The organism is Mesoterricola sp. MK458 (assembly GCF_055384935.1).
In genome coordinates, this window is sequence record NZ_AP045075.1 from 4145506 (window position 1) to 4170923 (window position 25418).

Here is a 25418-nt window from a genome sequence, read left to right on the forward strand (position 1 = left end):
GATCCGCATGGGATCCTTCCGTTCATGTGACGCAAATGTCCGCTTGGTGACACGCGAATTGCGATCGCCGGGACGGCGCTCCGCAATTCAGGAATCAATTAAAACTTTATTCGATGCCGAGCCGGCCCTGGGTCATGCGGATGATGGCCGGCACGTGCAGGTCCTCGGTGAGGGTGGCCATCTCGCCACTGGGCGTGGGCGCCTGGGGGAGCAGCCGCGTGGGGGTCAGGACCGGCGCGTCCAGGGGGTTCTGGGGCACCTCGCCGTAGATGCGTCCGGAGTCGCCGTTGGCGGTGCGGGGCACCTCGGAGAAGGTGAGCATCTCCTGGGGGGCCTCCTCCACGTCCACGTCCAGGTCCTGGCTGGTCTCCACGAAGCCCGAGGCCAGCACGGTGACCAGCGCGCGGTCCTCCAGCTCGGGGGCCTCCACCTGGCAGAGCTTGATGTCGGCCAGGCCGTGGTAGTGGCGGCTGAGGAAGCCCATGGCCGTCTCCACTGCGGAGAGTTCCACGCGGTCCCAGTCGGCCATGACGGAGACGATGACCTGGGAAGCCGATCCCCGGGTGTCGCGCTCCAGCAGGGGGCAGTCCAGGGCGCGCTGCAGGGCGTCCAGGAGCGCCTCCTCGCCCCGGCCGATGCCGGTGCCGATGAGGGCCTCGCGGCCGTTGCGCAGCACGGCCTCCACGTCGGCGAAATCGCCGTTGAGGGTGCCCGGGCGCAGGATGAGGTCGGTGATGCCGCGCACGCCCTGGATGAGCACGCCGTCGGCGACCCGGTAGGCCTCCTTGATCTTCACGCCCTTGTCGCACAGGGTGAGCAGCTTCTCGTTGGAGACCACGATGACCGTGTCGGCGGTGTTCCGCAGGTTCTCCAGGCCCTGGCTGGCCTTGTCGGACTTGTTCACGCCCTCCCAGCGGAAGGGGGTGAGCACCACGGCCACCGTCAGCGCGCCGAATTCGCGCGCGCAGCTGGCCACGATGGGCGCCGCGCCGGTGCCCGTGCCGCCGCCCATGCCGCCCGTGATGAACACCATGTCCGCGCCCTGGAGCTGGGCGAGGATCTCGTCACGGCTCTCCTCGGCGGCCACGGCGCCGCGCTCGGCGTTGCCGCCGGCGCCCAGCCCGCGCATGCTCAGGGGGCCCAGGGGGATCTTCACGTGGGCCTTGCTCTGGGCGAGGCTCTGCTGGTCGGTGTTCATGGCGATGAACTGCACACCGCCGACCCCGCTCTGGATCATGCGGTCGATGGCGTTGCATCCCGCACCGCCCACCCCCACCACCTTGATGTTGGCGCCGGGCAGGTGGACCGGGTTGGGGAGGAAGGGGATTCCGCTCATGGGGTCGCCAATCAGATCCATCGCTTGATCCTCTCGAATAGGCCACTGCCCCCGCGGGGACGTCCGGTGGATTCGTTCATGCTTCGGTGCAGGGCCTTCACGGCGCCCAGGGCATTGGTGTAGAGCGGGTTGGCGATGGCGTGGGAAAGTCCCTGCACGCCGATCACGCGGCCCAGGACGACCCGCGGGCGTCCCAGGATGTTCTGCGCGAGGATGGGCATCCCGGGCAGCAGCGAACCGCCGCCCACCAGGTGCACGCCCCCGTGGATCTCGTGGATGAGCCCCGAGCGCCCGATCTCGGCCAGCACCATGTTCAGGAGCTCGATGGCCCGGGCGTGGAGCACGTCAGCCAGCTCCCGGCGGGAAACCTGGCGCCCCTCCTCCTCGAGCTCGATGTGCTCCTCGGCGGGGACCGTGGTGGGCAGGGCCGTGCCGTAGATGCGCTTGATGCGCTCGGCCATGCCGATGCCGCCCAGGTGTTTGGTGATCTCCAGGTCCTTGGTGAAGTGCATGCCGCCGATGGGGATCACCGCGGAATGGAAGAGCGTGCCGCGCAGGAAGACGCCCATGTGGGTGAGCTGCTCGCCGACGTCCACGACGACCGCGCCGTTCTCCGCGTCCTCGCGGCTCAGTACGGCCTCGGCCGAGGCCAGGGGGGAGTACATCAGGGCGGCGTCCTGGAGGCCCGAGAGGTGCAGGGCGCGGTTGATGTTCTCCAGCACGGAGCCCGGCGCCACGATGATGCGCACCTCCGCTTCCAGGGTGTCGCCGATCATGTTCACGGGGTTCTTGATGTCGCGCTGGCCCTTGATGTGGAACATCTGGGGGATGCGGTGCAGGACCGTCTCCTCCTTGGCGAGCTTGCAGCCGTTGGTGGCCTGCTCCATGACGCGGTCCTTGTCGCCGGGCGTGATGACCCGGTCCGAGGACGCGATGGTGATGGAGTCCCGCAGGTTCTCGCCCTTGAACTGGATGCCGTCCACGGTGACGCGGATGCCGTCGAGCCGCGTCTGGCCCGAGGTGCGCATGGCCTCCTCCACGGCGCGCGTGACGGCCGTGACGGTGAGGTTGATGTCGGTGATCTCGCCCTGGCGGATGCCCCCCTCGGGGTTCGCCTGGCTCGCGCCGGTGACGTTCAGGAGCCCGTTCTCCTCCTGAACTGCAACAACTGCGACAACTTTGCTGGCTCCGAGATCCAGTCCTAGCAGAACGGCAGGTTGCACCATGAGTATTCCTGTTTCCTTGACCCCAAGCATAACCGCGCGGGAACTGGATTTACAGGGTTGAAAATTCAGCGGGGCTGGGCCACGGCCTTGGGCGGCGTGGAATCGGAAGGTTCGCCCACGGCGATCTCGTCGTCCCACCTCAGATCGATGTACCGCAGGGAGCCCGCGTCCGCCCTCTTGGACAGCTCGTTCAGGAACAGCATCTGGAAATTGGGGATGTTTTTCGTGGGTTCCAGGCGCGAAAGGTAGATGGGGGCGTCCAGGCCCTCCAGGAAGGCCACCGGGCCCCGGTCGCTCCACCGCAGTTCCGTGAGGCGGTCGTAAAACTCCTTCTGTTTGTTGCGCAGGCTCGTGGCGGTGCGGATCAGCTGGACCATCGGCCCGTCCTGCTGGCTTTTGGGATCCGCCACGACGGGAATGGGCGTTAAATCAACTTGATTGAGCCGATCCAGCACAATGCCGTCGTCGGACACCAGGAAGACGCCTTCCGGGCGGACGAGCCAGAGGATGGGCTTGCGCTCCTCCAGCACCAGGCTGAGCCGGTCCGGGGGGTCCCTGCGGATGAGGAGCCCCTTCACCCAGCGCTTGGATTCCAGGGATTCCCGCAGTTTTTCCGCGTCGAACCAGAACAACGGCTTGCCCAGGCAGACCTGGTCGGCGATGGCCTGGGCCTGCTCCAGGCGCTCCCCCCGGCAGCCGGATATGGTGATCTGCTCGATGGTGAGCTTCTGGAGGCCCAGGTACTTGTGCCCCAGTTCCAGGGCCGCGTAGCCCGCCCCCGTCACCAGCAGCCCCACGAGGCCCACCCGGGCCCAGGGCATCCAGGGTCGCTTCGGGCGGGTGCGGGGAATCATGGGCATGGGTGTCAGGTGTACCAGATCTCGACCTCAGGTTCGAGTTCAATACCGTGGACGTCCAGGACTTTCTCCCGGACCCTCGCCATGAGCTCGCCGAATTCCGCCGCCGTGGCCCCCCCCAGGTTCACCAGGAAGTTCCCGTGCTCCGGGCTCACTTCCGCGTCGCCCACCCGGAAGCCCTTGAGCCCGGCCAGGTCGATGAGGCGTCCCGCGCTCTGGCCCGGGGGGTTCTTGAACACGCACCCGGCGTTGCGCTTGTGCAGGGGCTGGCTGGTGCCGCGCTTCGCCCGGCATTCCTCCACCCGGGCGCGGATGGCCGCGGGATCCCCTTCGGCAAGGCGCACCACCAGGCCCAGGGCCAGGTGGCCCCCCTCCAGGAAGCTCCACCGGTAGCGGAACTCCCCCGGCTCCGGGGCCTTCTCCACCAGGTCGCCGTCGGGCGTGAGGAACCGGAACCGGGCCAGGACGTCCACCGTCTCCCGGCCGTAGGCCCCGGCGTTCATGTGGAGGGCGCCCCCCACGGACCCCGGGATGCCCGAGGCGTACTCCATCCCCGTGAGCCCCATGGCCGCCGTGTCGCCGCTGAGGCGGATGTGGCCGTAGGACGCCGGGGCGTGCACCTCCAGGCCCTCGCGGCGCACCTCGCCGGGGAACCGGAGGCGCACCACCGGGGTCTCGATGTCCCCCAGGACGACCAGGTTGCTGCCGCCGCCCAGGACCCGCCAGGGGAGGCCCTCCCGGCGGCAGGCCCTCACGAAGGCCTGGGCCTGGGCCTCGTCCACGGGCTCGAAGAGCCACCGGCAGATCCCCCCCACGCCCAGGGTCGTGAGCTTCGAGAAGGGCACGTCCCGCTTGTGGGGGATCGCCAGGAGGTCGTCGGGCCAGGGCTTCATGCGTCAATTATGCCGGAGCCGCACCCCTTCGAGCGCCAGAAGCCGCGCCTTGGCCTCCAGGCTTCCGAAGAGCGAGAACCCGCCGGGGCCGTCGGCGGCCAGCACCCGGTGGCAGGGCACGAGGATGGGCAGGGGGTTGCGCGCCACGGCCTGCCCCACGGCCCGGGACGCCCCCGGCGACCCCGCCAGGAGGGCCACGGCCCCGTAGGTGAGGGTCTGCCCCGGCCGCGTGGCCAGGAGCACCTCCATCACCCGCCGCCGGAAGGGGGGCAGTCCCTCCAGGTCGAGCCGGATCCCGTCCAGGGAGACCCCCTCCCCGGCCAGGTGCGCCGTGAGGGCCCGCACCGCATCAGCCACCCAGGGCGGAGGCGGATCCCCCGGTTCCGGCTCCACGCCCAATGTCAGGGAGCGCACGCCCCGGTCCGTCCACCGCAGCCGGCAGACCCCTAGGGCCGTCGGGAAGTCCAGGAACCGCTCCATGCATGTAGGATGGCACATATGCGCTGGATGGGCCTCGACCACGGAACGAAGAACATCGGGATCGCCTTCACGGACGACCTGGAGATCCTCGCCTCGCCCTTCGAGGTGTGGCCCAACCAGGGCGACGCCTCCCTGGCGCGGCTGGCGAAGCTCGCGAAGGAGGAGGGCGTCCATGCCCTCCTGGTGGGCCTGCCCCTGCACAAGGACGGCGCCGAGAGCGCCACCGCCCCCCTGGCCCGGGCTTTCGGGGAGGCCCTGCGGGACCTCACCGGCCTGCCCCTGGTGTTCTGGGACGAGCGCCTCACCAGCGTCGAGGCCGACCGGCTCCTGGCGGCCCGGGGCGTGAAGGCCAAGGACCGCAAGGCCCGGCTGGACGCGGCGGCGGCGGCGGTGATGCTGGCGGATCTCATCGAGACGCGGAAGTCCAAGGGGCGGGCCGTGGGGAGCGCCGAGATCTAGGGTTTCTCCAGCTGTTCTGCATCCCCGAGGTCCTTGGGGCGGCCGGTGCAGCGTTTGTTCTGGATGAGATCGGCCCTGCCCAGGACCGGGATCGTCCTGCCTTCGATCATCATTTCCAGACGTCCGGTCCAGGCCTCGCCAAACTCGACACCTGAAATGCTCGTCAGGAGATCGATCCTTCGAGGGGGGAGGCCCATCTGGAAAACGATCCCTGGCGTGCTGAGGTCCCCCTTCCCGAGGTTGAAGGTGGGAGCTCCGAAGGCCTCCAGGGCTGCCCAGACGCGTTCCGCGTTTTCCGGGGTCGGCCGTACCCAGATATCGATGTCCCCCGTGGCCCTGACCACCCCATGGGCGGCCATGGCATAGGCGCCCACCAGCAGGAACTCAGCCCGCTGATCGCACAACGCGCCCAATATCTCGGCGAAGTCGCGGTTCATCCTCGTCCCCCTTGGGCTGGTTCCATGTGGCGAATTCCCAGGCCTCCAGCGTCAGCGGCCAGACCATTTCCACGCGCTCCTCGGGAGTGCCGGCAACCCTGCAGTCGCCATCCTCTTCTTCAAGCCGGAGCAGGCGGGTGGGATAGTTGGATCGATCCATGTTCACGATTCCAGTTCCATTCTACCGCACTCCCTCGACCACCTTCGGCCCCAGCCGCACGATCCGCCCGCACCTTTCGGCCAGCGCCATGTTGTGGGTGACCAGCAGCGTCGTGGGCCTGAGCTCCTGGTGGAGCCTCAGCAGGAATTCGAACACCTCCAGCGCCGTCGCCGGATCCAGGTTCCCGGTGGGCTCGTCCAGGAGCCACAGGCCGGGGCGCCGCGCCAGGGCCCGCGCCAGACCGACCCGTGCGGCCTGGCCCCCGGAGAGGGTGCTGGGCAGGCGCCCTCCCAGGTCCGCCAGGCCCACGGTGGCCAGGAGCTCGCGCACCCAGGCCTCGTGGGCGGGGGTGATGTCCCCGGCGATGCGGATGGGCATGAGGAGGTTCTCCTCCACCGTGAACTCGGGCAGCAGGTGGGGCTGCTGGAAGGCCAGGCCCACGTGGGCGCGCCGGAAGAGGGCCGAGGCCTCGGGCTGGCCCGTGGGGACCTGGTGGCCGCCGGCCTCGATGGTGCCGCCCTCCCAGTGGTCGAGCCCGGCCACGCAGTTGAGCAGCGTGGTCTTGCCCACGCCCGAGACGCCCACCACGGCGCAGAGCTCGCCGGGCTCGACCTCCAGGGAGAATCCGTCGAACACGGGGTGCTCGGCGCCCAGGTAGGTCTTGTGCAGATCCCGGATGGAAAGGGCCATTCCCGTCATCGCATGAGCCCCACGAGCTTCCAGTAGAGATCGAAGGTGGCCAGGGCGTCGCCCAGGGCGGTGTGGCGCTTCTCCTCGGGAACGTCGATGCCGAAATGGGCGAAGAGAGCGGTGGAGCTCAGGTTCTCCACGGGCAGCTTGCCGGCGTCCCGCAGGGCCGCGGCCAGGCTGTGGGTGTCCACCACGCGGTGGCTGAAGCGGGGCTCCAGGCTGTGCCCCAGGCTGTCCAGGAAGGCGCCCAGGAAGGCCTGGTCGAAGCCGACGTTGTGCCCCGCCAGGATGATGGGCTTGCAGATGTGGGGGAAGTGCTGGTCCAGGAAGACGTTCATCACCCCCAGGGCGATGTCCGGCTCCAGGGCCCCCGCGGTGTGCTTGACCAGGTCGATGCGGTTGACCTTCATCCCCCCGGCGGAGACCACGTAGGGCTCGTGGCGGACGAGGATCTCCAGGCTGTTGGCGACCCCGGTGGCGTCACCCACCACCAGCGCCACGCTCAGCAGGCTGTGCTTCCGGGGGTCCAGGCCGCCGGTCTCGGTGTCGATGAAAAGCAGCGATTGGCTCATGGTTCCTCACTCGGCCCGCAGGGCGTCCACGGGGTCCACGCCCGAGGCCCGCCGCGCGGGGAACCTCGAGGCGATCCAGGCCACCAGCAGCGGGAAGACCGCCACCACCGCGATGTCCAGGAGGCTCAGGCGCAGGGGGACGTAGGTGATGAAGTCGTACGCCGCCGGGGGCAGCGGGATCAGCTTCCAGTGGTCCGCCACCAGGCACAGGGGCACCGACACCGCCAGGCCCCAGAAGGTGCCCACGGCCCCGATGCGGATGCCCTGCAGCTCGAAGAGCCGCTGCACCTGCCGGGGCGTCGCGCCCAGGGCCAGCAGCACGCCCAGGTCCCGGCGCTTTTCCGTCACCAGCAGCACCAGGCTGGCCACGATGTTGAAGACGGCGATGAGCACGATGAGCGAGAAGATCGCGGCACTCATCCACTTCTCCACCTTCAGCACGGCGAAGAGGGCCCGGTTGGTGTCGCGCAGGTCCTGGGCGAGCCAGGGTCCCATGCCGCCGCCGTTGAGGGCGCCCAGGACGGCGGGCTTGGTGCGCTCGATGGCGTCGATGCTGGCGGCGCGCACCTCGATGAACTCGGCCTGTTCGCTTCCGGCCAGGCGCATGGAGTCGTTGATGTGGATGAAGCCCCAGGCCTTGTCGTACTCGCCGATGTGGCTGTTGAAGATGCCCGCCACCTTGTAGGCGGCCATCTTGGGCTGGAGGCCCGAGAGGCCCAGGTCCAGCCGCATGAAGACCACCGCCACGGGGTCGCCCACGCGGATGCCCAGGTCCTTGGCGAGGGTGGCGCCCAGGAGGATCTCGCCCTCCTTGAGGTTCTCCACCGGGGCGGGCTCCAGGGAGTCGAAGATCCGCGACGTGCCGTGGGCCGAGGCCGGGTCCACGCCCTTGAGCAGCAGCGGGGAAGGGGGGGCGTCGGAATTGGTGGGCCGGATGAGGCCGTGGTCCATGCGCATGGGACTGGCCGCCACCACGCCGGGGGTCCGGCGGATGCGGGCCAGGGCGGCCTGGGTGTCGGGGATCTCCCCCTCCAGGTGGGCCACGGTGAAGTGCCCGGTGGCCGAGAAGAGGTTGGCCTGGATCTCCTCCAGGAGCCCGTTGGCGATGGCCAGGGCCACCACCATGGCGAACACCCCCAGGGCGATGCCCCAGCGCGCGAACCGCACCATGACGCGCACGAAGGCGCCCTTCTTGCGGGTATGGAGGTACCGGTTGGCGACGAAGGCCTCGAAGGACGTCACGGGCGTTCCCTCTCATGGTCGTGGAGGAAGCGCACCAGGATCCGGTCCACCAGTTCCCACACCTCGATGAGGGCGGCGATGGCCATGGCCAGGCCGATGCCCAGCATCAGCCCCCGGCCCAGGGGCGTGAACCAGAACTTGGCCACCTTCGGCCACTCCCAGATGAAGGCCGGCAGGCGCACCCGGTTGTAGGCCGCCAGGGTCCCCAGGAGCATGCCGCCCCAGAGCAGGTAGAAGAAGCGCAGGCTCCGGCCGAGGGAGTCCAGCAGCGGGGAGTAGGCCCGGGGCTTGGGCATCAGTTGCGTGCGACCAGCGGGGAGTCCTTGCCGTCCTTCATGGAAAGCACCTTCTTCTTGAGCATGGCCGCCGCCTCGGGCATGACCTCCAGGGCCTTCTTCACCTGGGGATCCCGGCCGGAGATGTACTTGAACCCGGCTTCCATGCCATAGGCCACGTTCTGCATCTCCATGGCCAGCTGGTCGCGCATCTCGGCCTGGTTGGCGGGGTCGTTCCACTCCGCGTCGGTGCACTCGATCTTCTGCTCCTTCATCCAGGCGTGGAAGGCCTTCATGAGGGCCTCGTCGGGCACCTGCTGGGGCTTGATGCCGTGCTTCTCCTTCTCGATCACGGCGAACTTGAAGAAGGCGCTGGTGCGGAAGCGGAGGTTGCCCACGAAGGCGGTGAGCTTGGCCTGCTCGACGGTGTAGTCGGGGGTGATGCCGCCTCCGCCGTAGACGGTGCGGCCCAGGTCGGTCTTGTACACCGGGCCCTTGTCGCCCAGGGGCTCCTTGGTGTCCTCGGGCAGCAGGTAGTCGTCGATGCCGTGCTGGTAGTCGCGCTGGATGCAGCGGCCCGAGGGGGTGTAGTAGCGGGCCGTGGTCAGCGCCAGGCCCCGGGTGCGGTTGATGGCCATGACGGCCTGCACGAGCCCCTTGCCCCAGCTGGTCTGGCCCACCACCACGCCGCGGTCGTGGTCCTGCACGGCGCCGGTGACGATCTCCGAGGCCGAGGCGGTGCCGCGGTTGATGAGGATGACCATGGGGAAGTTGTCCAGCACGGAACCCTTGGGGGTGCGGGTCTCTTGCATGTCCCGGCCGTCGCGGCCCTTCTGGGTGACGATGAGCTCACCCGAGCCCAGGAGCTGCCGACAGATGCCCGTGGCCGCGTCCAGCATGCCGCCGCCGTTGTTGCGCAGGTCCAGGAGGAGGTCGGTCATGCCCTGGGCCTTGAGGTTCTTCACGGCCTTCTCGAACTCCTCCGAGGTGGTCTCCCCGAAGTCCTTGATGGCGATGAGGCCCGTGGTGGGCGTGAGCATGAAGGCGTACTGGACGCTGTTGGAGGGGATCTCGCTGCGGGTGATGGGGAAGCGGATGAGGCCGGGGAAGCCCGCCCTCTGCACGGCCACCTCCACCACGGTGCCCTTGTCGCCCCGCAGCTTCTGGACCACGGCGGTGCTGGTGAGGCCCTCGGTGCTCTTGCCGTCCACCTCGCGGATGAAGTCCCCGGCGCGGATGCCCACCTTCTCGGAGGGGCCGCCGCGCACCGTGCTCACCACCACCACGCCGTCGGGCTGCTGCTGGATGATGGAGCCGATGCCGAAGAAGGAGCCCCGCTGGTCCTCGCGCATGGTGCGGAACTCGGACTCGTCCATGTAGTAGGAGTGGGGGTCCAGGGTGTGGAGCATGCCCGAGATGGAGGCGTGCGAGACCTGCTTGGGGCCGGGGGGGTCCACGGCCTGCTTCTGCACCAAGCCCATGATCTCCGTGAGGGTGTCGAGGGACCTCTGGCGGGCCTTCTCCTCCCCGGTGCGCCCCGCGAGCGGGGCGTAGACCGCCGCGGTGACCGCGATGACCATCCAGATCCAGCTGCTCTTGAACCAACGCGCCATGTTCGCGCCCCTTCAGAATCCTTCGAGTATCCGTTGCGCCGTGTCACCCATCCGCTCCCGCCGGAGGCGGGTGGCGAGCACGATGGATTCGAGATCCCGGTAGGCCCGGTCCAGCGTGTCGTTCACTACAAGATAGTCATATGCGGGGTACTCGCACAGTTCGTGCTTGGCATAATCCAGGCGCACCTGGATCTCCGCTTCGGGGTCCCGCCCCCGGCTCCTCAGCCGGTTGGACAGTTCCGCAGCCGAGGGGGGGATGAGGAAGATCATCACCGCGTCGGGAATGGCCTCGTGGACGTTGCGGGCCCCCTGGGTCTCGATGTCCAGGAGGATGTCCTTGCCCTCCGCCAGGTGGGTCGTAACCCATTCCTTGCCAGTGCCATACTTATGCCCGTAGACCTCCACCCACTCCACGAGGCCGCCCGTGCGGATCATCTCGTCGAAGGTGGCGGGGGACACGTAGAAGTAGTCCTTGCCGTCCGTCTCCCCGGCCCTGGGGGCCCGGGTGGTGAAGGATATGGAAAAATCAAGATCAGGGAGTTCCTTTACCAGCCGCTTGGCCAAGGTGGATTTCCCGGTGCCCGACGGGGCGGACAGGACGAAAACGTTCCCGGAATGACCGATCAATGGGTGGCTCCAAAGGAATATCTTAGCCGCTTGTGGTCCCCCGGCGGAGGTCTCATACTCAGGACCCCGGTCAGCCGCACCTCGCGGGGCGAGGCGACAGGGGACGCACCACCCGGGGGTGACTGGTTTCGACAGGTTGCCGCAGGTGTGAGAGGCGCAGGCGGGGGTTTATCGGTTGGCCCCCTTATCAAGCCGATAAAAAACAAAAACGCCAACGACAACTTTGAATTGGCCCTCGCCGCCTAACCGGCGGACGAGCGAGTCCCCGTGATCTCCTGGTAGCGGGCTCGTTAAACTGTTGAAAGGGTGACTTCGGTCTGCCGGACGACAGGACAGGATAGGTTGCCGCGACGCCCCCTGACGGCAGCCGAGATTGGGGGGCACGTCCTCGATCGGGGTTGTCCGGTTCCCCGCAGAGGTCACGCGATCCGGACCAAGCCTGTAACGACCCTCCATGTCTCGCTTCTTGGACGCGGGTTCAACTCCCGCCACCTCCACCAATATCGGGAATCATTTCCGGACTTCACCTGGGCCAAGGCCCAAGCGCCTGTTCTCCCTCAGGAGGGCGATGGCTTCACCGATCCGCCTTTGGCGCGTATCGTCACGCTTGGCGGCGGAAACCCAACCCACATACCGGCGCTGATGGGAGGGGGGCAGCCCCTCGAAGTTCATCGATGCTGCCGGGTCAACCTGGATTGCGGCCATGAACCAGCCAGGCGGGAAGGGTTCGGTGGCTTCCCCGGGAGGCTCCTTGGCTTGATCGAGGGATGCCAGGCCGGGGGGCGCCAGGAGACCTGCGGCCTGCAACTCCCTGGCCAGGGAGAGGTTGACCGAGGACCACGTGGAATGCCGGGTTCGCGGTGTAAAGCGCTGGACGTACTTCTCGTCGTCCAATCGCTGGCGGACACCGTCGATCCATCCGAAGCAGAGGGCCTCCAGGAGGGCCTCCCGGTAGCTGATGGCCGGACCGGCAGCAGTCCGCTTGGTGAAGATGAGCCAGATCTCCTTCGCGGTGGCGTGGTGGCGCTCAAGCCAGTCGCGCCATGCCTTGCGGCTTCCGGGTTCAAGCGTGGCGGTGATCAGCATGGAGGGTCCAAGTGGGCAGACGCACGGCGTAACCCAAGGGTACACCTGGGGCGGTCGGGGGAGGGTGGGGCGTCCTTGTTTTTGATTTGACGCCCATGAGGGCCGTGTGCGCGCCAATCCGGAGCGGGTTTAACCCCGGAAATCTCAATCGGATTGGTTGAGCGCATAGCTTGTGCTTCGCCCCCCCGCCTCCTCCTTGCGGAGCACCCCCCTCGCCACCAGGTCGTTGATGTCCCTCAGGGCCGTGTCCTGGGAGCACTTGGCGAGGATGGCCCACTTGGTGGTGGTCAGGTTCCCGTCGAAACCCTCGAGAAGTTTATTGAGCATCCTTGCCTGCCGGTCGTTCAAGGGCAGGGAGGCCCAGTGCCGCCAGAAGCGGCTTCTGGCCAGGACGGCGTCCAGGGTGGCATGGGCCTGGGTCACGGCCCGCAGCAGGGTCTCCAGGAACCAGGCGAGCCACTCCGTCACGTCCAGGGATCCGCGCTGGGTCTTTTCCAGGATGGCGTAATAGGCCTTCCGTTCCCGGTGGATCTGGGCCGAAAGGCTGTAGAACCTCCGCGAGCTGCCCTCGGCGCGCGCCAGGAGCAGGTCGCCGATGGCGCGTGCGATGCGGCCATTGCCATCCTCGAAGGGATGCAAGGTCACGAACCACAGGTGGCCAAGTCCGGCTCGAACCAGGGAGGGTTCCACGGACGGGCCGTTGACCCAATCGAGGAACCGCTCCATTTCCGCGTCCAGCCGCAGCGCGGGGGGAGCTTCGAAATGAACGCGCTCCCGGCCCAAACGACCGGACACGACCTGCATGGGGCCCTTGGCGTCATCACGCCAGGCGCCCGCCTGGAGCCTGGAAAGGCCCGAGTACCCCGTGGGAAACAGGGCGGCATGCCAGCCGAACAACCGCTCCCGGGTCAGGGGCGCCTGGCCGTTGGACGTGGCGTCAAGAACCATGTCCACGACGCCCTCCGCCTTGCGGTCGGCCGGTGCGAGCGCGCCGATGTCGACTCCCAGCCGGCGGGCGACAGAGGACCGGACCGAATGCGCATCGAGGCGCTCGCCCTCGATTTCGCTGGTCTTGAGGACATCCTCGGAAAGGGTTGCCAGGCTGGCCCGGTCACGATCCCCCATTCCGGCCTCGGCCAGGCGCCCCAGGAGAGCCCCTTGGGCCCGGCTGGCAAGGGCCATGGGTTCAGCGAGGTTCGACAGGTCGAAGCGCCAGTGGGGCCAGGCGCCGGATTGCCAGATGTAGGGGGAATCACCGCTGATCATGCGGAGATTGTAGGTCCCATTCGCCGCATTGGCCAGATTGTCTTATTTCCCATCAAAAATGGACGCAATTCGATTGCCGCCTTCCCCTGAGCAGACCTCCAGGACGCAGGCGCGAAGCCACCGGTGGGCCGGGTCGGCCTGGTTCCGGGGATGCCATAGCAGGGACACGGTGATCTCCTCCGTGGGAAAGGGCAGGGGGAAGCTGAAGAGCCCCTTCCGGAGGTTCTCCGTGTGCCGGCCGGGCACGGTTGCGATGAGGTCCGAATCCCGGGCCAGGGCGATGGCCGCGGAGAATCCCGTGACCACGGCGGCGATCGTCCGGGAGGTTCCGCACGCCGCGAGGGCATCATCGACCAGGCCCTGCTCCACGCCCTGCCGGGTCACGGAGACGTGCCGGCCCCGGGCATACCGGTCGAGGGTCATCCTCCCCTTGGCCAAGGGGTGTCCGGGGCGGACGACGGCGATGAGCGTGTCCCTGAACAGCGCCTGGGCGCGGATTTCCGGGCCGATCATGCCTTCGAGGACGCCCGTCTCCAGGTCCACGGTGCCGTCGCGAAGGCCGCCGCTCTCCTTGTCCGGTTTCTGCATGAACCTCAGCCGGACCCCGGGCGCCTCCCGCGCGACCCGCCGGATGAGGCTGGGGCCGAAGTTCTCCACGAAGCCGTCGCTGGTGCGGAGGGTGAAGGTCCGGTCCAGGCGGCGCAGGTCCGGCGGGGAGGCGGGCCGGAGCGCGGTTTCCGCGGCCTCCACAAGGTTCGCCACCTGTTCCCGGAGTTCCAGGGCCCGGGGCGTGGGAACCAGGCCCCGGCCCGCCCGGACCAGCAGCGGATCTCCCGTCGTCTCCCGCAGGCGGGCCAGGGCCCGGCTCATGGCCGAGGGGCTCAGGTTCAGGCGTTTCGCGGCCCGCGCGACATTCCCTTCCGCCAGGACCACGTCCAGGGTGACAAGCAGGTTCAGGTCCGGCCGGATCATACGCAGACCATAGCACTTTCGGGCCTTCCCGAAGGGCGGGATCGGGGACCCGGGGGGGCCTGGATGGCGTCGTACGCACGATTCAATTGCAAACAGTGCACCTTCCGCCATGCCATCCCGGTGGCCACCTTGAAGGGGCCGGCCCGTCCGGGCACGCCCCAGAGAGGTCCCCATGAACCCGAAATCCCCAGCCTCCCCCCCGAATCCGCCCCGCCCGGCCTGGACGCCTTCCGCCCGCGGGGCCCTGGCCGGCCTGGGGCTCTCCATGCTGATGAGTTCCCTCGACACCAGCATCGCCAATGCCGGGCTGCCGGCGCTGGCCAGGGCCTTCGGCGCCTCCTTCCAGGCCGTGCAGTGGATCGTCCTCGCCTACCTGCTGGTGATCACCACCCTGATCGTGAGCGTTGGGCGGTTGGCCGACAGGCTGGGGCGGAAGCGGCTGCTGCTGGGCGGGGTCGGCCTGTTCACCGTGGCCTCCCTCGCCTGTGGCGCGGCCCCCACCCTGTCCGCCCTGGTGGCGGCCCGGGCGGCCCAGGGCCTCGGCGCAGCCTTCATGATGGCGCTCACCGTGGCCTTCGTGGGCGACACCGTTCCCAGGGACCGGACGGGAAGCGCCATGGGCCTGCTGGGGACCCTGTCCGCCATTGGCACCACGCTGGGGCCCTCCCTGGGCGGAATCCTGACGGCCACGTTCGGCTGGCGGTCCATGTTCCTGGTCAATGTCCCCCTGGGCCTGGCGATCCTGGTGCTGTCGGCCCGCTTCCTTCCCGCGGACCCGGCCCCTTCCGGCGCGCGCCGTCCGGGGTTTCCCGGGAGCAGCACCGCCCTCCTGGCCTGGACCCTGGGGGCCTACGCCCTGGCCATGACCCAGGGCCACGGACGGATCGGCCTCACCAATGCCCTGCTTCTGGCCGGCGCCGGCGCGGGGCTGGCCGGTTTCCTCGCCACCGAGCGCAGGGCGGAGACGCCGCTGGTTCCCCGGGCCCTGTTCCGGGAGCCGGGCCTGGGCGCGGGCCTGGCCATGAGCGCCCTGGTTTCCACCGTCGTGATGTCCACCCTGGTGGTGGGTCCGTTCTACCTCTCCCGCACCCTCGGCCTTGACGCCGCGCAGGTGGGGATGGCCCTCTCGGTGGGCCCGCTGGTGGCGGCCCTGAGCGGCATTCCTGCGGGACGGTTGGTGGATCGCTTCGGCGGATCCCGCATGACCTGGGTGGGTCTCGGGGGCATGGCCTTCGGCGCGGCCCTGCTGACCCTTTCGCCCGCACGATTCGGGCTGGCCGGGTACCTCCTGCCCATCGGCGTCACAACCTCGCACTACGCCGTGTTCCAGGCCGCCAACACCACCGCGGTCATGACGGCGATCCCGCCGGACCAGCGAGGCGTGGTCTCGGGCCTGCTCAGCCTCTCCCGGAACCTCGGCCTCATCACGGGCGCCTCCCTGATGGGCGCCATCTTCGCCCTGGCGTCCGGCGCGGCCAACGTCGCAACCGGCAGCCCCGGCGCCGTTTCCGTGGGCATGCGAAGCACCTTCGCCGTGGCCGTCCTCCTTCTGGGCGCGGCGCTTGGGGTTGGGATCCGGACGCGCGGCCCGCAGGCCGCGATGGCGTGAAATGCGGCCCTTGCCGCCAACGGGGCCCGCGCCTCAGCGGGCCGTTCCGAGCAGCTTCTGGATATCCGCGTCCATGTCACCGTGAAACGCCCCGAGCGGTGATTCGGCAAGGTAGTTCCGGGCCCGGATCACGGTGGCTTGCTGCGAAGGCGTCAGGGGCTTGCCTTTCTTCATGACCGCAATGCACGTCAGGGCGCCAGCCAGTTCCGCCTCCTGTTCCCTGCGGACCTCCTCCCCCTTTCCGTCCCGAACCTGCCTGAGGAGCCGCACCTGGTGATTCACCTGGTTGAACTGCTCCAACTCCAGCAGACGGGCGTTCCGGGACAGCCAGAAGATCGAACCGGCCCCGCACCCAAGCGCAAAGCCCAGGACCACCATGAGGATCGGGAAAAGGTTGGCCTTGCGGGGTCCCATGGACGCTCCTCCGGGGAGATGGAATGGATTGGAATGCCATGAATCTTAACCGAGCCGTGGGCGGCTTTTGGGAAAAAGCACGCTTCCCGGGGCCCCGCGCCGTATGCTGGCCGCTATCCCAGGGGGGATGGCGGCCTCCGCCACCCGCCCGCCAACCAAGGAGGACACGCCATGCAACTCGACCACTACGTGACGCTCGGCCATTCCGGTCTGCGGGTAAGTCCCATGTGCCTGGGGGCCATGACCTTCGGGGAGGACCTCGGATGGGGTTCGACCGTGGAGGAATCCGGGCGGATCATGGACCGCTTCATCGAACGGGGCGGGAACTTCATCGACACCGCCAACCTCTACACCAAGAGCCATTCCGAGAAGATCATCGGGGACCACCTGGGGCGCCATCCGGCCCGGCGGGACCGCCTGGTGCTGGCGACCAAGTTCAGCGGCAACCTCTACCCGGGCGACCCCAACGGCGGCGGCTCGGGCCGGAAGTCCATCATCTCCGCCTGCGAGAACTCCCTCCGCCGGCTCCAGACGGACTACATCGACCTGTACTGGCTGCACAACTGGGACGTGCACACGCCCATCGAGGAGACCATGGCGGCCCTGGACGCCCTGGTGCAGGCCGGCAAGGTCCGGTACCTGGGCGTCTCCGACACGCCCGCCTGGAAGATCGCCCAGGCCAACATGCTGGCCCAGTTCCGGGGCTGGTCCGCCTTCATCGGCCTGCAGATCGAGTATTCGCTCCTGGAGCGCACCGTGGAGCAGGACCTGGTGCCCCTGGCGCTGGAGTTCGGCCTGGGCATCACCCCCTGGTCGCCGCTGAAGAGCGGCGCCCTGAGTGGGAAATACACCCGCACCAACGCGGGTTCCCAGGCCCGCAGCCGCGGCCCGTTCCTGGAACCCTTCCTCAACGAGAAGACCTACGCCCTCCTGGACGTGATGGCGGAGATCGCCGGGGCCCACGACACCACGGTGGCGCGGGTGGCCCTGGCGTGGGTGGCGGGGCGCCCGGGGGTGGCGTCCACCATCATCGGCGCCCGGCACCTCGGGCAGCTGGAGGACAACCTGGGCGCCCTGGACGTGACCCTGGCCCCCGGGGAAATCGCCCGGCTGGATGCGCTCACCACGCCCGTCTTCGGGTTCCCGGCCACCATGCAGCCCATGTTCCCCGCCATCCACAACGGAGGAACCACGGTGAACGGCGTCCACGCCCCGGCTTCGGGGTTCGGCCTGGTGGCGGGGGAGACGCCCTACTGACCGGAGGGGCCAAAGGGCAGGGGGGGGCGCGGTTTCTTCCAACGGGGGGACGGGCAAATCAAAAGAGGACGGGGTCAATATTTAATATTGAGAATTAGACTCAATATCTGTAAATTGGAACCAGGACGACTCCTCGCCCGCCCCTCCACCCATCCCATCCCCCGAAGGGCCCCGCCGGGCCCGGGGGAACCTCTGCCTGAAAGGGAAATCCATGCCCACGTCCGTTCTCCGCCTGCTTTCGGCCTCCCGCACGCCGGGGGGGCTCCTGGTTCCCCTGGCGGCCCTGGTGGCAGCTCCCGCCCCCGCAGCGCTGCCGGTGAACCTTCCCGCCCAGGATCTGGCCACGTCCCTGGAGGCGCTGGCCGCCTCGGCGGGCCTTCGGCTGGCGGTGGCCCCGGGGGTCCTGCAGGGGCGCAGGGCGCCGGCGGTGAGCGGGACCCTGGAGGTCCAGGCGGCGCTGGGGGCCCTGCTGCGGAACAGCGGGCTGGAAGGCCGGGTGGTGGACGGGACCCTCCAGGTGCGCCCGGCGGGCGCCGAGGCGGTGCTCGCGGAAGTGAAGGTGAAGGGCTCCAAGGTGCGGGAGACCGCCACCGGTCCCACCACGGGGTACCGCCCCACCCGGTCCCTCACCGGCGCCAAGACCGACACGCCCCTGGCCGAGACGCCCCAGGCCATTTCCGTGGTCACCCGCGCCCAGATCGAGGACCAGGCCGCCGTCAGCGTGGGGGACGTGCTGAACTACGCTTCGGGCGTGCGCTCCAACGCCTACGGGGTGGACAGCCGCGGCGACTGGACGCGGGTGCGGGGCACCGAGCCCACCCAGTTCATGGACGGCCTCCTCCAGGTCTACGGCTACAACAACAACGTGCGCCCCGATCCCTACCTCCTGGAGCGGGTGGAGGTGCTGCGCGGCCCCTCCTCCATGCTGTACGGCCAGGGCAGCACCGGGGGCGTCATCAACCTCCAGAGCAAGCGGCCCCAGGCGGAGCGGCAGGGGGAGATCGGCGTGCAGTTCGGCAGCTTCAACCGCCGTCAGATCCAGGGCGACCTCACCGGCTCCCTTTCGGACGACGGCCGCTTCTCCTACCGACTCGTGGGCGTGGGCCGCAGGAGCGACACCCAGGTGGACTTCGTGCCCGACGACCGGTACGCCGTCGCCCCTTCCCTCACCTGGCGCCCCGACGACGCCACCAGCCTCACCTTCCTGGGCTACTGGCAGAAGGACATGAGCGGCTCCTCCGCCACCTTCCTGCCCTGGTCCGGCACCGTGCTGCCCAATCCCAACGGCCAGATTCCCACCAGCCGTTTCGTGAGCGAGCCCGGCTACGACGCCTACGACATGCGCCAGGCCAGCCTGGGCTACGCCTTCGAGCACCGGTTCGCCGGCGGGTGGACGCTGCGCCAGAACGTCCGGTACGCCTCCAACCGGGGCACCTACCGGAGCCTCTATCCGGCCAGCAACTTCGCCAATCCCACCAGCCCCTACCTGGACCCGGACCAGCGGATCATCAGCCGCTACATCTGGGCCAACACGCGCGACGGCCACGCCCTGGTGGCGGACCAGTCCCTGGAGGGCACCGTCAAGGCGGGGCTCTTCGAGCACCGCCTCCTGGTGGGGCTGGACCACCTCCGCTACTCCGAGCACGCCGCCTCCGCCTTCGGCTTCAGCCCCTCCTTCGATCTCTACGCCCCAGTGTACGGGAACTTCACGGCGCCCGACCTGACGCCCAACCCATCCACGGAGCTGCGGCAGACGGGCCTCTACGTGCAGGACCAGATCCGCATCGCCGAACGGTTCGCCTTCACCCTGGGCGCGCGCCGCGACCACGTCACCAATGCGTCCGAGGGCTCCGCCACGGACCGCGACGACGCCACCACGGTGCGCGGGGCCTTCATGCTCCTGACGGAAGCCGGGTGGTCGCCCTACGTGAGCTACTCCGAGTCCTTCCAGCCGGTGGCGGGGAGCGACTTCTACCAGCGGCGCTACAAGCCCCTGCGTGGCGAGCAGTGGGAGGCGGGCGTCAAGTACCAGAGCCCCTCGGGCGCCACCTCCTTCAACGTCGCCTGTTACGACCTCAAGGAGAAGAACCGGCAGATCCCCGACCCGGCCCAGCCCCTCAACAGCCTGCAGGCCGGCGAGACGCGGAGCAAGGGCTTCGAGGCTGAGCTCAAGACCCGGCTCACAAAGAACTTCGAGTTGGTGGCCAACTTCGACCACATCGACCTGGACGAGCAGCTGGAGGCCACCCCCGCCAACCAGGGCTCCCTGTGGGGCCGCCTTCGGTTCCCCCTGGCCGGGATGGAGGGCTGGTCCGCGGGTGTGGGGTTCCGCCACACCGCGGCCTTCCACAACCCCGCCGCCCCCGAGGTGGCCGCCACGAACCTGGTGGACGCCATGCTCGCCCTGGAGACCGGCCCCTGGCGGTTCGCCGTCAACGGCACCAACCTCGCCGACCGGATCTACACCACCACGATCCTGAGCCGGGGTGACGCCTGGTACGGCGCGCGGCGCAACCTCATCGCCAGCGTCACCTACCGCTTCTGATGCACCGGGAAAGGGTCGCCGTGTTCCGGAGAATCCTCGTCAACCTCCACCGCTGGTTCGGCCTGGGCGCGGCGGCCTTCCTGTTCGTGGCCGGCCTCACCGGGGCCGTCATTTCCTGGGACCACGAGCTGGACGCGCGGCTCAACCCCGGGATGTTCCACGCGCGCACCCAGGGGGCGCCGCGGTCCGCCCTGGACCTGGCGGCCCAGCTGGAGGCGCGCGACCCGGCCATCCGGGTGCGCTTCATGCCCCTGGCCGTGGAGCTGGGCCGCACCCTGCTGGTTTCCGTGGAGCCCCGGGTGGACCCGGCCACGGGAAAGCCCTTCCAGGTGGGCTACAACCAGGTGGCCCTGGACCCGGCCACGGGCGAGGTCCAGGGCCGCCGGGACTGGGGCCGCGCCTCCCTCAGCCGGGAGAACCTGCTCCCCTTCCTCTACAAGCTGCACTACAGCCTCCACCTGCCCAGGGCCTGGGGGATCGAGACGGGCGTGGTATTCATGGGCGTCCTGGCGCTGCTCTGGGTGATGGACAGCTTCATCGCCCTGGGGATCTCCTTCCCCTCCCGGGCCGCCTGGCGCCGCACGTTCGCGATCCGCTGGCGCCAGGGCGGGCCGAGGCGGACCTTCGACCTGCACCGGGCCGGGGGCGTGTGGACCTGGCTCCTGGTCCTCGTGCTGGCCGTGACCTCCGTGAGCATGAACCTGGGGCCCCAGGTGGTGCGTCCCGTGGTGTCGTTGTTCTCCACCCTCACGCCCTCGCCCTTCGCGTCCATGGTGCCGGGCCCGCCGGCCGAGCCCCGCGTGTCCCTGGCGGAGGCCGTGGCCCTGGGGCGGGCCGAGGCCCGGCGCCGCGGGTGGACGGCCCCCGCGGGGGGCGTGTTCCACAGCGCCGAGGCGGGGGTATGGGGGGTCGGGTTCTACGAACCGGGCCGGGACCACGGCGACGGCGGCCTGGGCAATCCCTGGCTCTACTTCGATGCGGGCGACGGCCGGCCGCGGGGGGCGGACGTTCCCGGCACCGGCAGCCGCGGGGATATTTTCCTGCAGGCCATGTTCCCGCTGCACTCGGGGCGCATCCTGGGCTGGCCCGGGCGGGTGCTGGTGTCGGCCCTGGGACTGGTGGTCGCCTCGTTCTCGGTGACCGGCGTGCTGCTCTGGCTGCGCCGGCGGCGGAACCTGCGGGCCAAGGCGTCAGCCCTGGCGTAGCTCCGCCAGGAACGCCACGAGGCCTTCGGTCATTCCGGGCCTGGCGGCGGCCCCGGCGATCTCGTTGCAGGGGTCCCACCGCTTGTTGGCCTCCACGATCCGGGGGCCGGCGGGGGTCAGGGCGATGTCCCACCCCAGCGTCCGCATGGGCAGGAAGAGGAGGGCGGCCCGGCGCGCCAGGGCGCAGGCCGCCTCCCAGTCCGGCAGTGGGAAGTCCCGGAAAGGCACGCCCGTCCTGGGGTGCACGGACACCTCCTGGATGCCGATCCCGCCCGGGCGCATGCCGACGGTGTGGACGAGGGTTCCCTGGGCGACGTCCACGTAGCTCAGCAGGTTGCCGTTGGTGCCCTCGTCGTAGTTGTCGACCACGGCCCCGCCGGCGATCACCCGGAGCATGGCGAAGACCACCCGGCTCTCCCCCCGCGCATCCACGTCGGTGACCACGCGCACGGTCTGGAGGTAGGGCGTCCCGCTCAGGGCCGCCATGGCCGGGTGGGGGTGGAGCCGCTCCTGGACCACGAAGGTGGCGTACCGGGGATCGGTGAAGAAGGCCGCCGGCGCGAGCGTCTCCGGGTGGTGCCCGGTGGCCGAACCGGTGAAGCCCCCGCCCTCGCGGCGGAAGATCTCCACGCCCCGCCCGTAGGCGCCCCGGCTGGGCTTGACCACGAATTCGTCGGGGAGCGTGGCCAGGAAGGCCCGCCAGTCGCCGGGGTCGCGCAGGGGGCCTCCCTCCGCGGTGAACCCCGCCGGGCGGGCCACGACCCCCAGGAGACGGGGAACGGGAAGCCCCAGGCCCTGGCCGTAGGCGTAGAAGAGGGCCTTGTCCTCGGTGAGGCAATCGAACCGGTCCGGGTTCACGCGGGTCTGGAGCCGGACGAGGGTGGCTTTCGAGATGGTCGCCGCCAGGGCGGACAGGGGCAGGCGCGGGTCAAGGAGGCCGTCCTGGAGGGCCTCCCGGACCCGGAAGCCTCCGTGGGCCCGGAGCCAGGCGAGCCTGCGTAGCAGGGTGATCCCGCCGATGCGGTAGAAGCGGGCGGCGGCGCCGAGGTCCGAAGCGAGGGTCAGACCGCGGGCGGGGATAGAAAGCCACTTCTTCCAGAGGGCTCGACGCATGTAATTTCCAGGTGATCTCCAGATTACCGCAAGCCTTTGGCGAGTGACGAAAAACGAGGCTATGCCGGCGCCGGGGGGGGCGGAAAGGGTGTTGAAAAACGCAAAACAGCTGGCACAATGGCGGGATTCCCACCATCCTATCTCCCACCATGGCGCTTTCCCATCCGACCCCCGTCCAGGCGCGGACCATCGCGCGCCACCACCTGACCTTCCTGGGGTCCGGGGACGCGCCCATGCTCTTCTGCCACGGGTTCGGCATGGACCAGACCCTCTGGCGGCGCCTCGCCCCCGGTTTCGCCGGCCGGCACCGGGTGGTGCTCATGGACCACGTGGGTTCCGGCGCCTCGGACGTGGGCGCCTACCGGCGCGAGCGCTACGGCGCGCTCGAAGGCTACATCCAGGACGTCCTGGAGGTGGTGGCGGCCTTCGACCTGCATGACCTGGTCTTCGTGGGGCACTCGGTCAGCGCGATGATCGGACTGCAGGCGGCCCTCCGGGAGCCCGGGCGGTTCCGCTGCCTGGTCATGCTGGGCGCCTCGCCGCGCTACCTGGACGATGCGGGCTACCGGGGCGGGTTCACCCAGCGGGACGTGGATGAGCTCCTGACGGCCTTCGACCTGAACCGGGAGGCCTGGGCGGGGGAGTTGGCCCGCGCCACCGTGGCGGACCCCCGGCGCCCGGATGTGGCCGGCGAGGTGGAGCGCGCCTTCCTGGCCGCGGAGCCGAGCATCCTGCGGCACTTCGCCCGGACCACCTTCGCGGTGGACGCGCGGCCGAGCCTGGGCGCCTGCCGCCATCCGGTGCTGCTCCTGCAGTCCCGGGAGGACCCCATCGTCCCGGTGGCGGTCAGCGAGTATCTGAAGGACGCCATCCCCGGCGCACGCCTGCACTATCTGGCGACCTCGGGGCACTTCGCCCAGCTGAGCGCCCCAGGGGAGGTGGCGGGGGCCATGGAGGCCTTCCTCGCGACGCTGGAGCCCGGGCATGGTTGAGCTCTCCGGACTCTGGGACACGGACTGGTTCGAAAGCGCCCCGGTGGGCTTCCTGGCGGCCGCCCCCGACGGCCGGGTCCTGCGGGCCAATCCCGCGCTGCTGGCGTGGTTGGGGCACACCGAGGCGTCCCTGGCGGGCCTCGCCTGGCCCGGGGCGTTCCTCACCCCCGCCGGACGGGTGCTGGTGCACACCCACCACGTGCCGGTGCTGGCGACCGGAGGCCGGCCCGGCCGCATCGCCGTGGACCTCCTTCGCCGGGACGGCAGCCGGTTCCACGTGCTCCTGGAGGCGGAGGTCCACGGGGAACCGGGCGGGGGGCTTCACCATCGCATGACCTTCGTGCCGGCGGTGGAGCGGGAGGTGTGGGAGCGCGACCTGGTGGAGGCCCGCCGCCTGGCGGAGGACCTGGTCGACGAGATGCGCGAACTGAACCAGGACCTGGAACGCCGCGTGGCCGAGCGGACCGAGCTCCAGGCCCAGGCCAACCGGGACCTGGACGCCTTCGTGCGCACCGTGGCCCACGACCTGCGGAACCCGCTCCAGGCCCTGGTTTCCCTGGGCGACATCCTGACGTTCAGGGCCGGGCCCACCCTGGCGGAGGAGGACCGGCAGGTGCTGGCGCGGATCGTGGAGGTGGGCGCCACCATGGGCAAGATGGTGGAGGCGCTGCTGCAGCTGGCCGTCGCCAACGACCGGCCCCTCCGGAAGGGCTGGGTGGACCTGTCGGCGGCGGCGGGAGCCCTGGCCGCGGAGTACCAGGCCTCCTCCCCGGGCCGGGAGACCACCTGGGAAATCCAGCCGGGGCTGCGGGCCTGGGGAGATCCGGGGCTGCTGGACGTGGTCCTGCGCAACCTGCTGGGCAACGCCTTCAAGTATTCCTCCCGGCGGGAGCGGGCCCACATCGCCTTCCGCGAGGAGCCGGACGGGTTCTGCGTGCGCGACAACGGGGCCGGGTTCGACGCGGCGACGGCCGCGCACCTGTTCCAGCCCTTCCACCGCTTCCACGCCAAGCACGACTTCCCCGGCCAGGGCATCGGCCTCGCGACGGTGAAGCGCATCGTGGACCGGCACGGGGGAACCCTGTGGGCGGAATCCGCGGTGGGCCAGGGGGCCGCGTTCCGGTTCCGGCTGCCCGGGCCCGAAGGCGAGGCCTGATCAGCCCGCTTCCGGCGTGACGGGCAGCATCCAGCGGTACCCTTCCCGGTCGAGGGTCTGGATGAAGGGGGACTTGTCCGTGTCGCCCAGCTTCTTCCGCAGGGTGCCGATGTGCACGTCCACGGTCTTGGGCATGGGCTTGCCGTCGGGGTCCCAGGCCATGTTGAGGAGCTCCTGGCGGCTGTTCACCCGGCCCGGGTTGGAGAGCAGGACCTCCAGCAGCCGGAATTCCCGCAGGGTGAGGTTCAGGTTGGTGCGCCCGCGGTGCACGTCCAGCTGGAGGAAGTTGATGCGGAAGGGGCCGCTGCGGAGGATCCGGGGCTGGGACTCCTGGTTGCGCGTCCTGCGGAGGATGGCGCGGATGCGGGCGATGAGCTCGAGGGTGGAGAAGGGCTTGCCCAGGTAGTCGTCCGCGCCCTGGGCCAGGCCCTGGAGGAGGTCCGCGTCCCCGGTGCGCGCGGTCAGGATGAGCACCGGAACCGGGTCCCGCCGGCGGCGGAGCACGTGGAGCACCTCCATGCCGCCCACCCGGGGCAGCATGAGGTCGAGCACGATCAGGTCCGCGGGCCGGCTCTCCTGGATCGCCAGGCCTTCGCCGCCGTCGCCGGCCGTCTCGGCCTGGAAGCCCGCGGCCTCCAGATTGAGCTTGAGCATCTCCGCGATCTCGGGCTCGTCCTCGATGACCAGGATGCGATCGGGGGGTAGGGATTTGGCCGCCATGATTCCTGATGGTAGACGGAATCCGGCGAGGGCCGGCAACCGAAAGTTCAGGGGTCGAAAGCGTACCGCTTCCCGGATCGGAGCGGATGGGCGCGTAGCCCATAAGCCCTGTCATTCAAGCTGAAACAAGTGCGTGAACGCCGCGTTAAAAACGTGGAATTCCTTTGTCGGCCTTTACTGGACGCAGCTCCGGCGGAAAGCAACGATCAGACAAGT

At 69.4% G+C, this 25418-nt stretch carries 25 protein-coding genes and 1 other RNA gene; 8 read left to right on the forward strand and 18 right to left on the reverse strand.

Annotation, left to right across the window (positions count from 1 at the left end; translation table 11 throughout):
* Positions 1-106: 106 nt before the first annotated feature.
* The 5 genes from ftsZ to ACZ5LB_RS18195 form a co-directional block, all read right to left on the reverse strand.
* On the reverse strand, positions 107-1357 hold the full coding sequence (gene ftsZ / locus ACZ5LB_RS18175; protein ID WP_464603616.1) for a cell division protein FtsZ: 1251 nt from the start codon (positions 1355-1357) through the stop codon (positions 107-109).
* On the reverse strand, positions 1348-2562 hold the full coding sequence (ftsA, locus tag ACZ5LB_RS18180) for a cell division protein FtsA (protein ID WP_464603617.1): 1215 nt from the start codon (positions 2560-2562) through the stop codon (positions 1348-1350). The genes ftsZ and ftsA overlap by 10 nt, the downstream gene beginning before the upstream one ends.
* 65 nt (positions 2563-2627) lie before the next feature.
* The gene (locus tag ACZ5LB_RS18185; RefSeq protein ID WP_464603618.1) at positions 2628-3422 is read right to left on the reverse strand and encodes a cell division protein FtsQ/DivIB; all 795 of its coding nucleotides are present in this window, start codon (positions 3420-3422) and stop codon (positions 2628-2630) included.
* A gap of 5 nt (positions 3423-3427) precedes the next feature.
* Positions 3428-4312 (reverse strand): UDP-N-acetylmuramate dehydrogenase, encoded by an 885-nt coding sequence (murB, locus tag ACZ5LB_RS18190; RefSeq protein ID WP_464603619.1) that lies wholly within the window; start codon positions 4310-4312, stop codon positions 3428-3430.
* 3 nt (positions 4313-4315) lie between these two features.
* On the reverse strand, positions 4316-4810 hold the full coding sequence (locus tag ACZ5LB_RS18195) for a methylated-DNA--[protein]-cysteine S-methyltransferase (protein ID WP_464603620.1): 495 nt from the start codon (positions 4808-4810) through the stop codon (positions 4316-4318).
* Here ACZ5LB_RS18195 and ruvX point away from each other — a divergent pair, their 5' ends adjacent.
* A complete protein-coding gene (gene ruvX, locus ACZ5LB_RS18200) occupies positions 4811-5251 on the forward strand; it encodes a Holliday junction resolvase RuvX (protein WP_464603621.1) in 441 nt (146 codons plus the stop codon).
* Here ruvX and ACZ5LB_RS18205 read toward each other — a convergent pair.
* The 7 genes from ACZ5LB_RS18205 to gmk form a co-directional block, all read right to left on the reverse strand.
* Positions 5248-5688: a hypothetical protein gene (locus ACZ5LB_RS18205; protein ID WP_464603622.1), complete on the reverse strand. Its 441-nt coding sequence runs from the start codon at positions 5686-5688 to the stop codon at positions 5248-5250. The genes ruvX and ACZ5LB_RS18205 overlap by 4 nt on opposite strands.
* Before the next feature lie 181 nt (positions 5689-5869).
* Positions 5870-6538: an ABC transporter ATP-binding protein gene (locus ACZ5LB_RS18210; RefSeq protein WP_464603623.1), complete on the reverse strand. Its 669-nt coding sequence runs from the start codon at positions 6536-6538 to the stop codon at positions 5870-5872.
* Positions 6539-6543: 5 nt separating this feature from the next.
* Entirely contained in the window at positions 6544-7110 is a 567-nt protein-coding gene (locus ACZ5LB_RS18215; protein WP_464603624.1) for a 3'-5' exonuclease, read from the reverse strand.
* Positions 7111-7116: 6 nt separating this feature from the next.
* Entirely contained in the window at positions 7117-8352 is a 1236-nt protein-coding gene (locus tag ACZ5LB_RS18220; protein WP_464603625.1) for an ABC transporter permease, read from the reverse strand.
* Entirely contained in the window at positions 8349-8648 is a 300-nt protein-coding gene (locus ACZ5LB_RS18225; RefSeq protein WP_464603626.1) for a hypothetical protein, read from the reverse strand. The genes ACZ5LB_RS18220 and ACZ5LB_RS18225 overlap by 4 nt, the downstream gene beginning before the upstream one ends.
* Positions 8648-10240, reverse strand: a complete 1593-nt coding sequence (locus tag ACZ5LB_RS18230; RefSeq protein ID WP_464603627.1) for a S41 family peptidase — start codon at positions 10238-10240, stop codon at positions 8648-8650. The genes ACZ5LB_RS18225 and ACZ5LB_RS18230 overlap by 1 nt, the downstream gene beginning before the upstream one ends.
* A 12-nt stretch (positions 10241-10252) precedes the next feature.
* On the reverse strand, positions 10253-10804 hold the full coding sequence (gmk, locus tag ACZ5LB_RS18235) for a guanylate kinase (protein ID WP_464603628.1): 552 nt from the start codon (positions 10802-10804) through the stop codon (positions 10253-10255).
* 177 nt (positions 10805-10981) lie between these two features.
* Between gmk and ssrA the strand changes: the two genes are divergently transcribed.
* Positions 10982-11367, forward strand: a transfer-messenger RNA (tmRNA) gene (gene ssrA / locus ACZ5LB_RS18240).
* A gap of 10 nt (positions 11368-11377) precedes the next feature.
* Here ssrA and ACZ5LB_RS18245 read toward each other — a convergent pair.
* The 3 genes from ACZ5LB_RS18245 to ACZ5LB_RS18255 form a co-directional block, all read right to left on the reverse strand.
* Entirely contained in the window at positions 11378-11953 is a 576-nt protein-coding gene (locus ACZ5LB_RS18245; RefSeq protein WP_464603629.1) for a YdeI/OmpD-associated family protein, read from the reverse strand.
* Between the two features lie 144 nt (positions 11954-12097).
* Complete coding sequence (locus ACZ5LB_RS18250; RefSeq protein WP_464603630.1) at positions 12098-13219, reverse strand: Fic family protein; 1122 nt, start codon at positions 13217-13219, stop codon at positions 12098-12100.
* Between the two features lie 42 nt (positions 13220-13261).
* Positions 13262-14191 (reverse strand): LysR family transcriptional regulator, encoded by a 930-nt coding sequence (locus ACZ5LB_RS18255; protein ID WP_464603631.1) that lies wholly within the window; start codon positions 14189-14191, stop codon positions 13262-13264.
* Positions 14192-14363: 172 nt separating this feature from the next.
* On the opposite strand from ACZ5LB_RS18255, the gene ACZ5LB_RS18260 reads away from it, so the two are divergent.
* Positions 14364-15800, forward strand: coding sequence for an MFS transporter (locus ACZ5LB_RS18260; protein ID WP_464603632.1), 1437 nt, complete (start codon positions 14364-14366; stop codon positions 15798-15800).
* 33 nt (positions 15801-15833) lie between these two features.
* Here the strand turns inward: ACZ5LB_RS18260 and ACZ5LB_RS18265 are convergent, their stop codons facing one another.
* The gene (locus tag ACZ5LB_RS18265) at positions 15834-16214 is read right to left on the reverse strand and encodes a hypothetical protein (RefSeq protein WP_464603633.1); all 381 of its coding nucleotides are present in this window, start codon (positions 16212-16214) and stop codon (positions 15834-15836) included.
* A gap of 171 nt (positions 16215-16385) precedes the next feature.
* Here ACZ5LB_RS18265 and ACZ5LB_RS18270 point away from each other — a divergent pair, with 171 nt between their 5' ends.
* From ACZ5LB_RS18270 to ACZ5LB_RS18280, 3 genes are all read left to right on the forward strand, one after another.
* On the forward strand, positions 16386-17471 hold the full coding sequence (locus ACZ5LB_RS18270) for an aldo/keto reductase (RefSeq protein ID WP_464603634.1): 1086 nt from the start codon (positions 16386-16388) through the stop codon (positions 17469-17471).
* Between the two features lie 211 nt (positions 17472-17682).
* On the forward strand, positions 17683-20016 hold the full coding sequence (locus ACZ5LB_RS18275) for a TonB-dependent siderophore receptor (RefSeq protein ID WP_464603635.1): 2334 nt from the start codon (positions 17683-17685) through the stop codon (positions 20014-20016).
* A gap of 20 nt (positions 20017-20036) precedes the next feature.
* Positions 20037-21221 (forward strand): PepSY-associated TM helix domain-containing protein, encoded by a 1185-nt coding sequence (locus tag ACZ5LB_RS18280; protein ID WP_464603636.1) that lies wholly within the window; start codon positions 20037-20039, stop codon positions 21219-21221.
* Here ACZ5LB_RS18280 and ACZ5LB_RS18285 read toward each other — a convergent pair.
* The gene (locus ACZ5LB_RS18285) at positions 21207-22334 is read right to left on the reverse strand and encodes a sugar-transfer associated ATP-grasp domain-containing protein (protein WP_464603637.1); all 1128 of its coding nucleotides are present in this window, start codon (positions 22332-22334) and stop codon (positions 21207-21209) included. The two genes, ACZ5LB_RS18280 and ACZ5LB_RS18285, sit on opposite strands and share 15 nt — an antisense overlap.
* Before the next feature lie 149 nt (positions 22335-22483).
* Between ACZ5LB_RS18285 and ACZ5LB_RS18290 the strand changes: the two genes are divergently transcribed.
* Together ACZ5LB_RS18290 and ACZ5LB_RS18295 are read left to right on the forward strand one after the other, a co-directional pair.
* Positions 22484-23326: an alpha/beta fold hydrolase gene (locus ACZ5LB_RS18290; RefSeq protein WP_464603638.1), complete on the forward strand. Its 843-nt coding sequence runs from the start codon at positions 22484-22486 to the stop codon at positions 23324-23326.
* Positions 23319-24482, forward strand: a complete 1164-nt coding sequence (locus ACZ5LB_RS18295) for a sensor histidine kinase (RefSeq protein WP_464603639.1) — start codon at positions 23319-23321, stop codon at positions 24480-24482. Before ACZ5LB_RS18290 ends, ACZ5LB_RS18295 begins: the two co-directional genes overlap by 8 nt.
* On the opposite strand, the gene ACZ5LB_RS18300 is transcribed toward ACZ5LB_RS18295, so the two are convergent.
* The gene (locus ACZ5LB_RS18300) at positions 24483-25202 is read right to left on the reverse strand and encodes a response regulator transcription factor (RefSeq protein WP_464603640.1); all 720 of its coding nucleotides are present in this window, start codon (positions 25200-25202) and stop codon (positions 24483-24485) included.
* Positions 25203-25418 lie beyond the last annotated feature (216 nt).

Excerpts from the sequence above, each read along its gene's own strand:
- murB (WP_464603619.1), bottom strand. The coding sequence starts at position 4,312 with ATGAAGCCCTGGCCCGACGACCTCCTGGCGATCCCCCACAAGCGGGAC.
- ACZ5LB_RS18295 (WP_464603639.1), top strand. The coding sequence starts at position 23,319 with ATGGTTGAGCTCTCCGGACTCTGGGACACGGACTGGTTCGAAAGCGCC.
- ACZ5LB_RS18275 (WP_464603635.1), top strand. The coding sequence starts at position 17,683 with ATGCCCACGTCCGTTCTCCGCCTGCTTTCGGCCTCCCGCACGCCGGGG.
- ACZ5LB_RS18250 (WP_464603630.1), bottom strand. The coding sequence starts at position 13,219 with ATGATCAGCGGTGATTCCCCCTACATCTGGCAATCCGGCGCCTGGCCC.
- ACZ5LB_RS18205 (WP_464603622.1), bottom strand. The coding sequence starts at position 5,688 with ATGAACCGCGACTTCGCCGAGATATTGGGCGCGTTGTGCGATCAGCGG.
- ftsZ (WP_464603616.1), bottom strand. The coding sequence starts at position 1,357 with ATGGATCTGATTGGCGACCCCATGAGCGGAATCCCCTTCCTCCCCAAC.
- ACZ5LB_RS18255 (WP_464603631.1), bottom strand. The coding sequence starts at position 14,191 with ATGATCCGGCCGGACCTGAACCTGCTTGTCACCCTGGACGTGGTCCTG.
- ruvX (WP_464603621.1), top strand. The coding sequence starts at position 4,811 with ATGCGCTGGATGGGCCTCGACCACGGAACGAAGAACATCGGGATCGCC.
- ftsA (WP_464603617.1), bottom strand. The coding sequence starts at position 2,562 with ATGGTGCAACCTGCCGTTCTGCTAGGACTGGATCTCGGAGCCAGCAAA.
- ACZ5LB_RS18260 (WP_464603632.1), top strand. The coding sequence starts at position 14,364 with ATGAACCCGAAATCCCCAGCCTCCCCCCCGAATCCGCCCCGCCCGGCC.
- ACZ5LB_RS18245 (WP_464603629.1), bottom strand. The coding sequence starts at position 11,953 with ATGCTGATCACCGCCACGCTTGAACCCGGAAGCCGCAAGGCATGGCGC.
- ACZ5LB_RS18285 (WP_464603637.1), bottom strand. The coding sequence starts at position 22,334 with ATGCGTCGAGCCCTCTGGAAGAAGTGGCTTTCTATCCCCGCCCGCGGT.
- ACZ5LB_RS18215 (WP_464603624.1), bottom strand. The coding sequence starts at position 7,110 with ATGAGCCAATCGCTGCTTTTCATCGACACCGAGACCGGCGGCCTGGAC.
- ACZ5LB_RS18270 (WP_464603634.1), top strand. The coding sequence starts at position 16,386 with ATGCAACTCGACCACTACGTGACGCTCGGCCATTCCGGTCTGCGGGTA.
- ACZ5LB_RS18300 (WP_464603640.1), bottom strand. The coding sequence starts at position 25,202 with ATGGCGGCCAAATCCCTACCCCCCGATCGCATCCTGGTCATCGAGGAC.
- ACZ5LB_RS18210 (WP_464603623.1), bottom strand. The coding sequence starts at position 6,538 with ATGGCCCTTTCCATCCGGGATCTGCACAAGACCTACCTGGGCGCCGAG.
- ACZ5LB_RS18195 (WP_464603620.1), bottom strand. The coding sequence starts at position 4,810 with ATGTGCCATCCTACATGCATGGAGCGGTTCCTGGACTTCCCGACGGCC.
- ACZ5LB_RS18185 (WP_464603618.1), bottom strand. The coding sequence starts at position 3,422 with ATGCCCATGATTCCCCGCACCCGCCCGAAGCGACCCTGGATGCCCTGG.
- ACZ5LB_RS18230 (WP_464603627.1), bottom strand. The coding sequence starts at position 10,240 with ATGGCGCGTTGGTTCAAGAGCAGCTGGATCTGGATGGTCATCGCGGTC.
- ACZ5LB_RS18225 (WP_464603626.1), bottom strand. The coding sequence starts at position 8,648 with ATGCCCAAGCCCCGGGCCTACTCCCCGCTGCTGGACTCCCTCGGCCGG.
- ACZ5LB_RS18290 (WP_464603638.1), top strand. The coding sequence starts at position 22,484 with ATGGCGCTTTCCCATCCGACCCCCGTCCAGGCGCGGACCATCGCGCGC.
- ACZ5LB_RS18265 (WP_464603633.1), bottom strand. The coding sequence starts at position 16,214 with ATGGGACCCCGCAAGGCCAACCTTTTCCCGATCCTCATGGTGGTCCTG.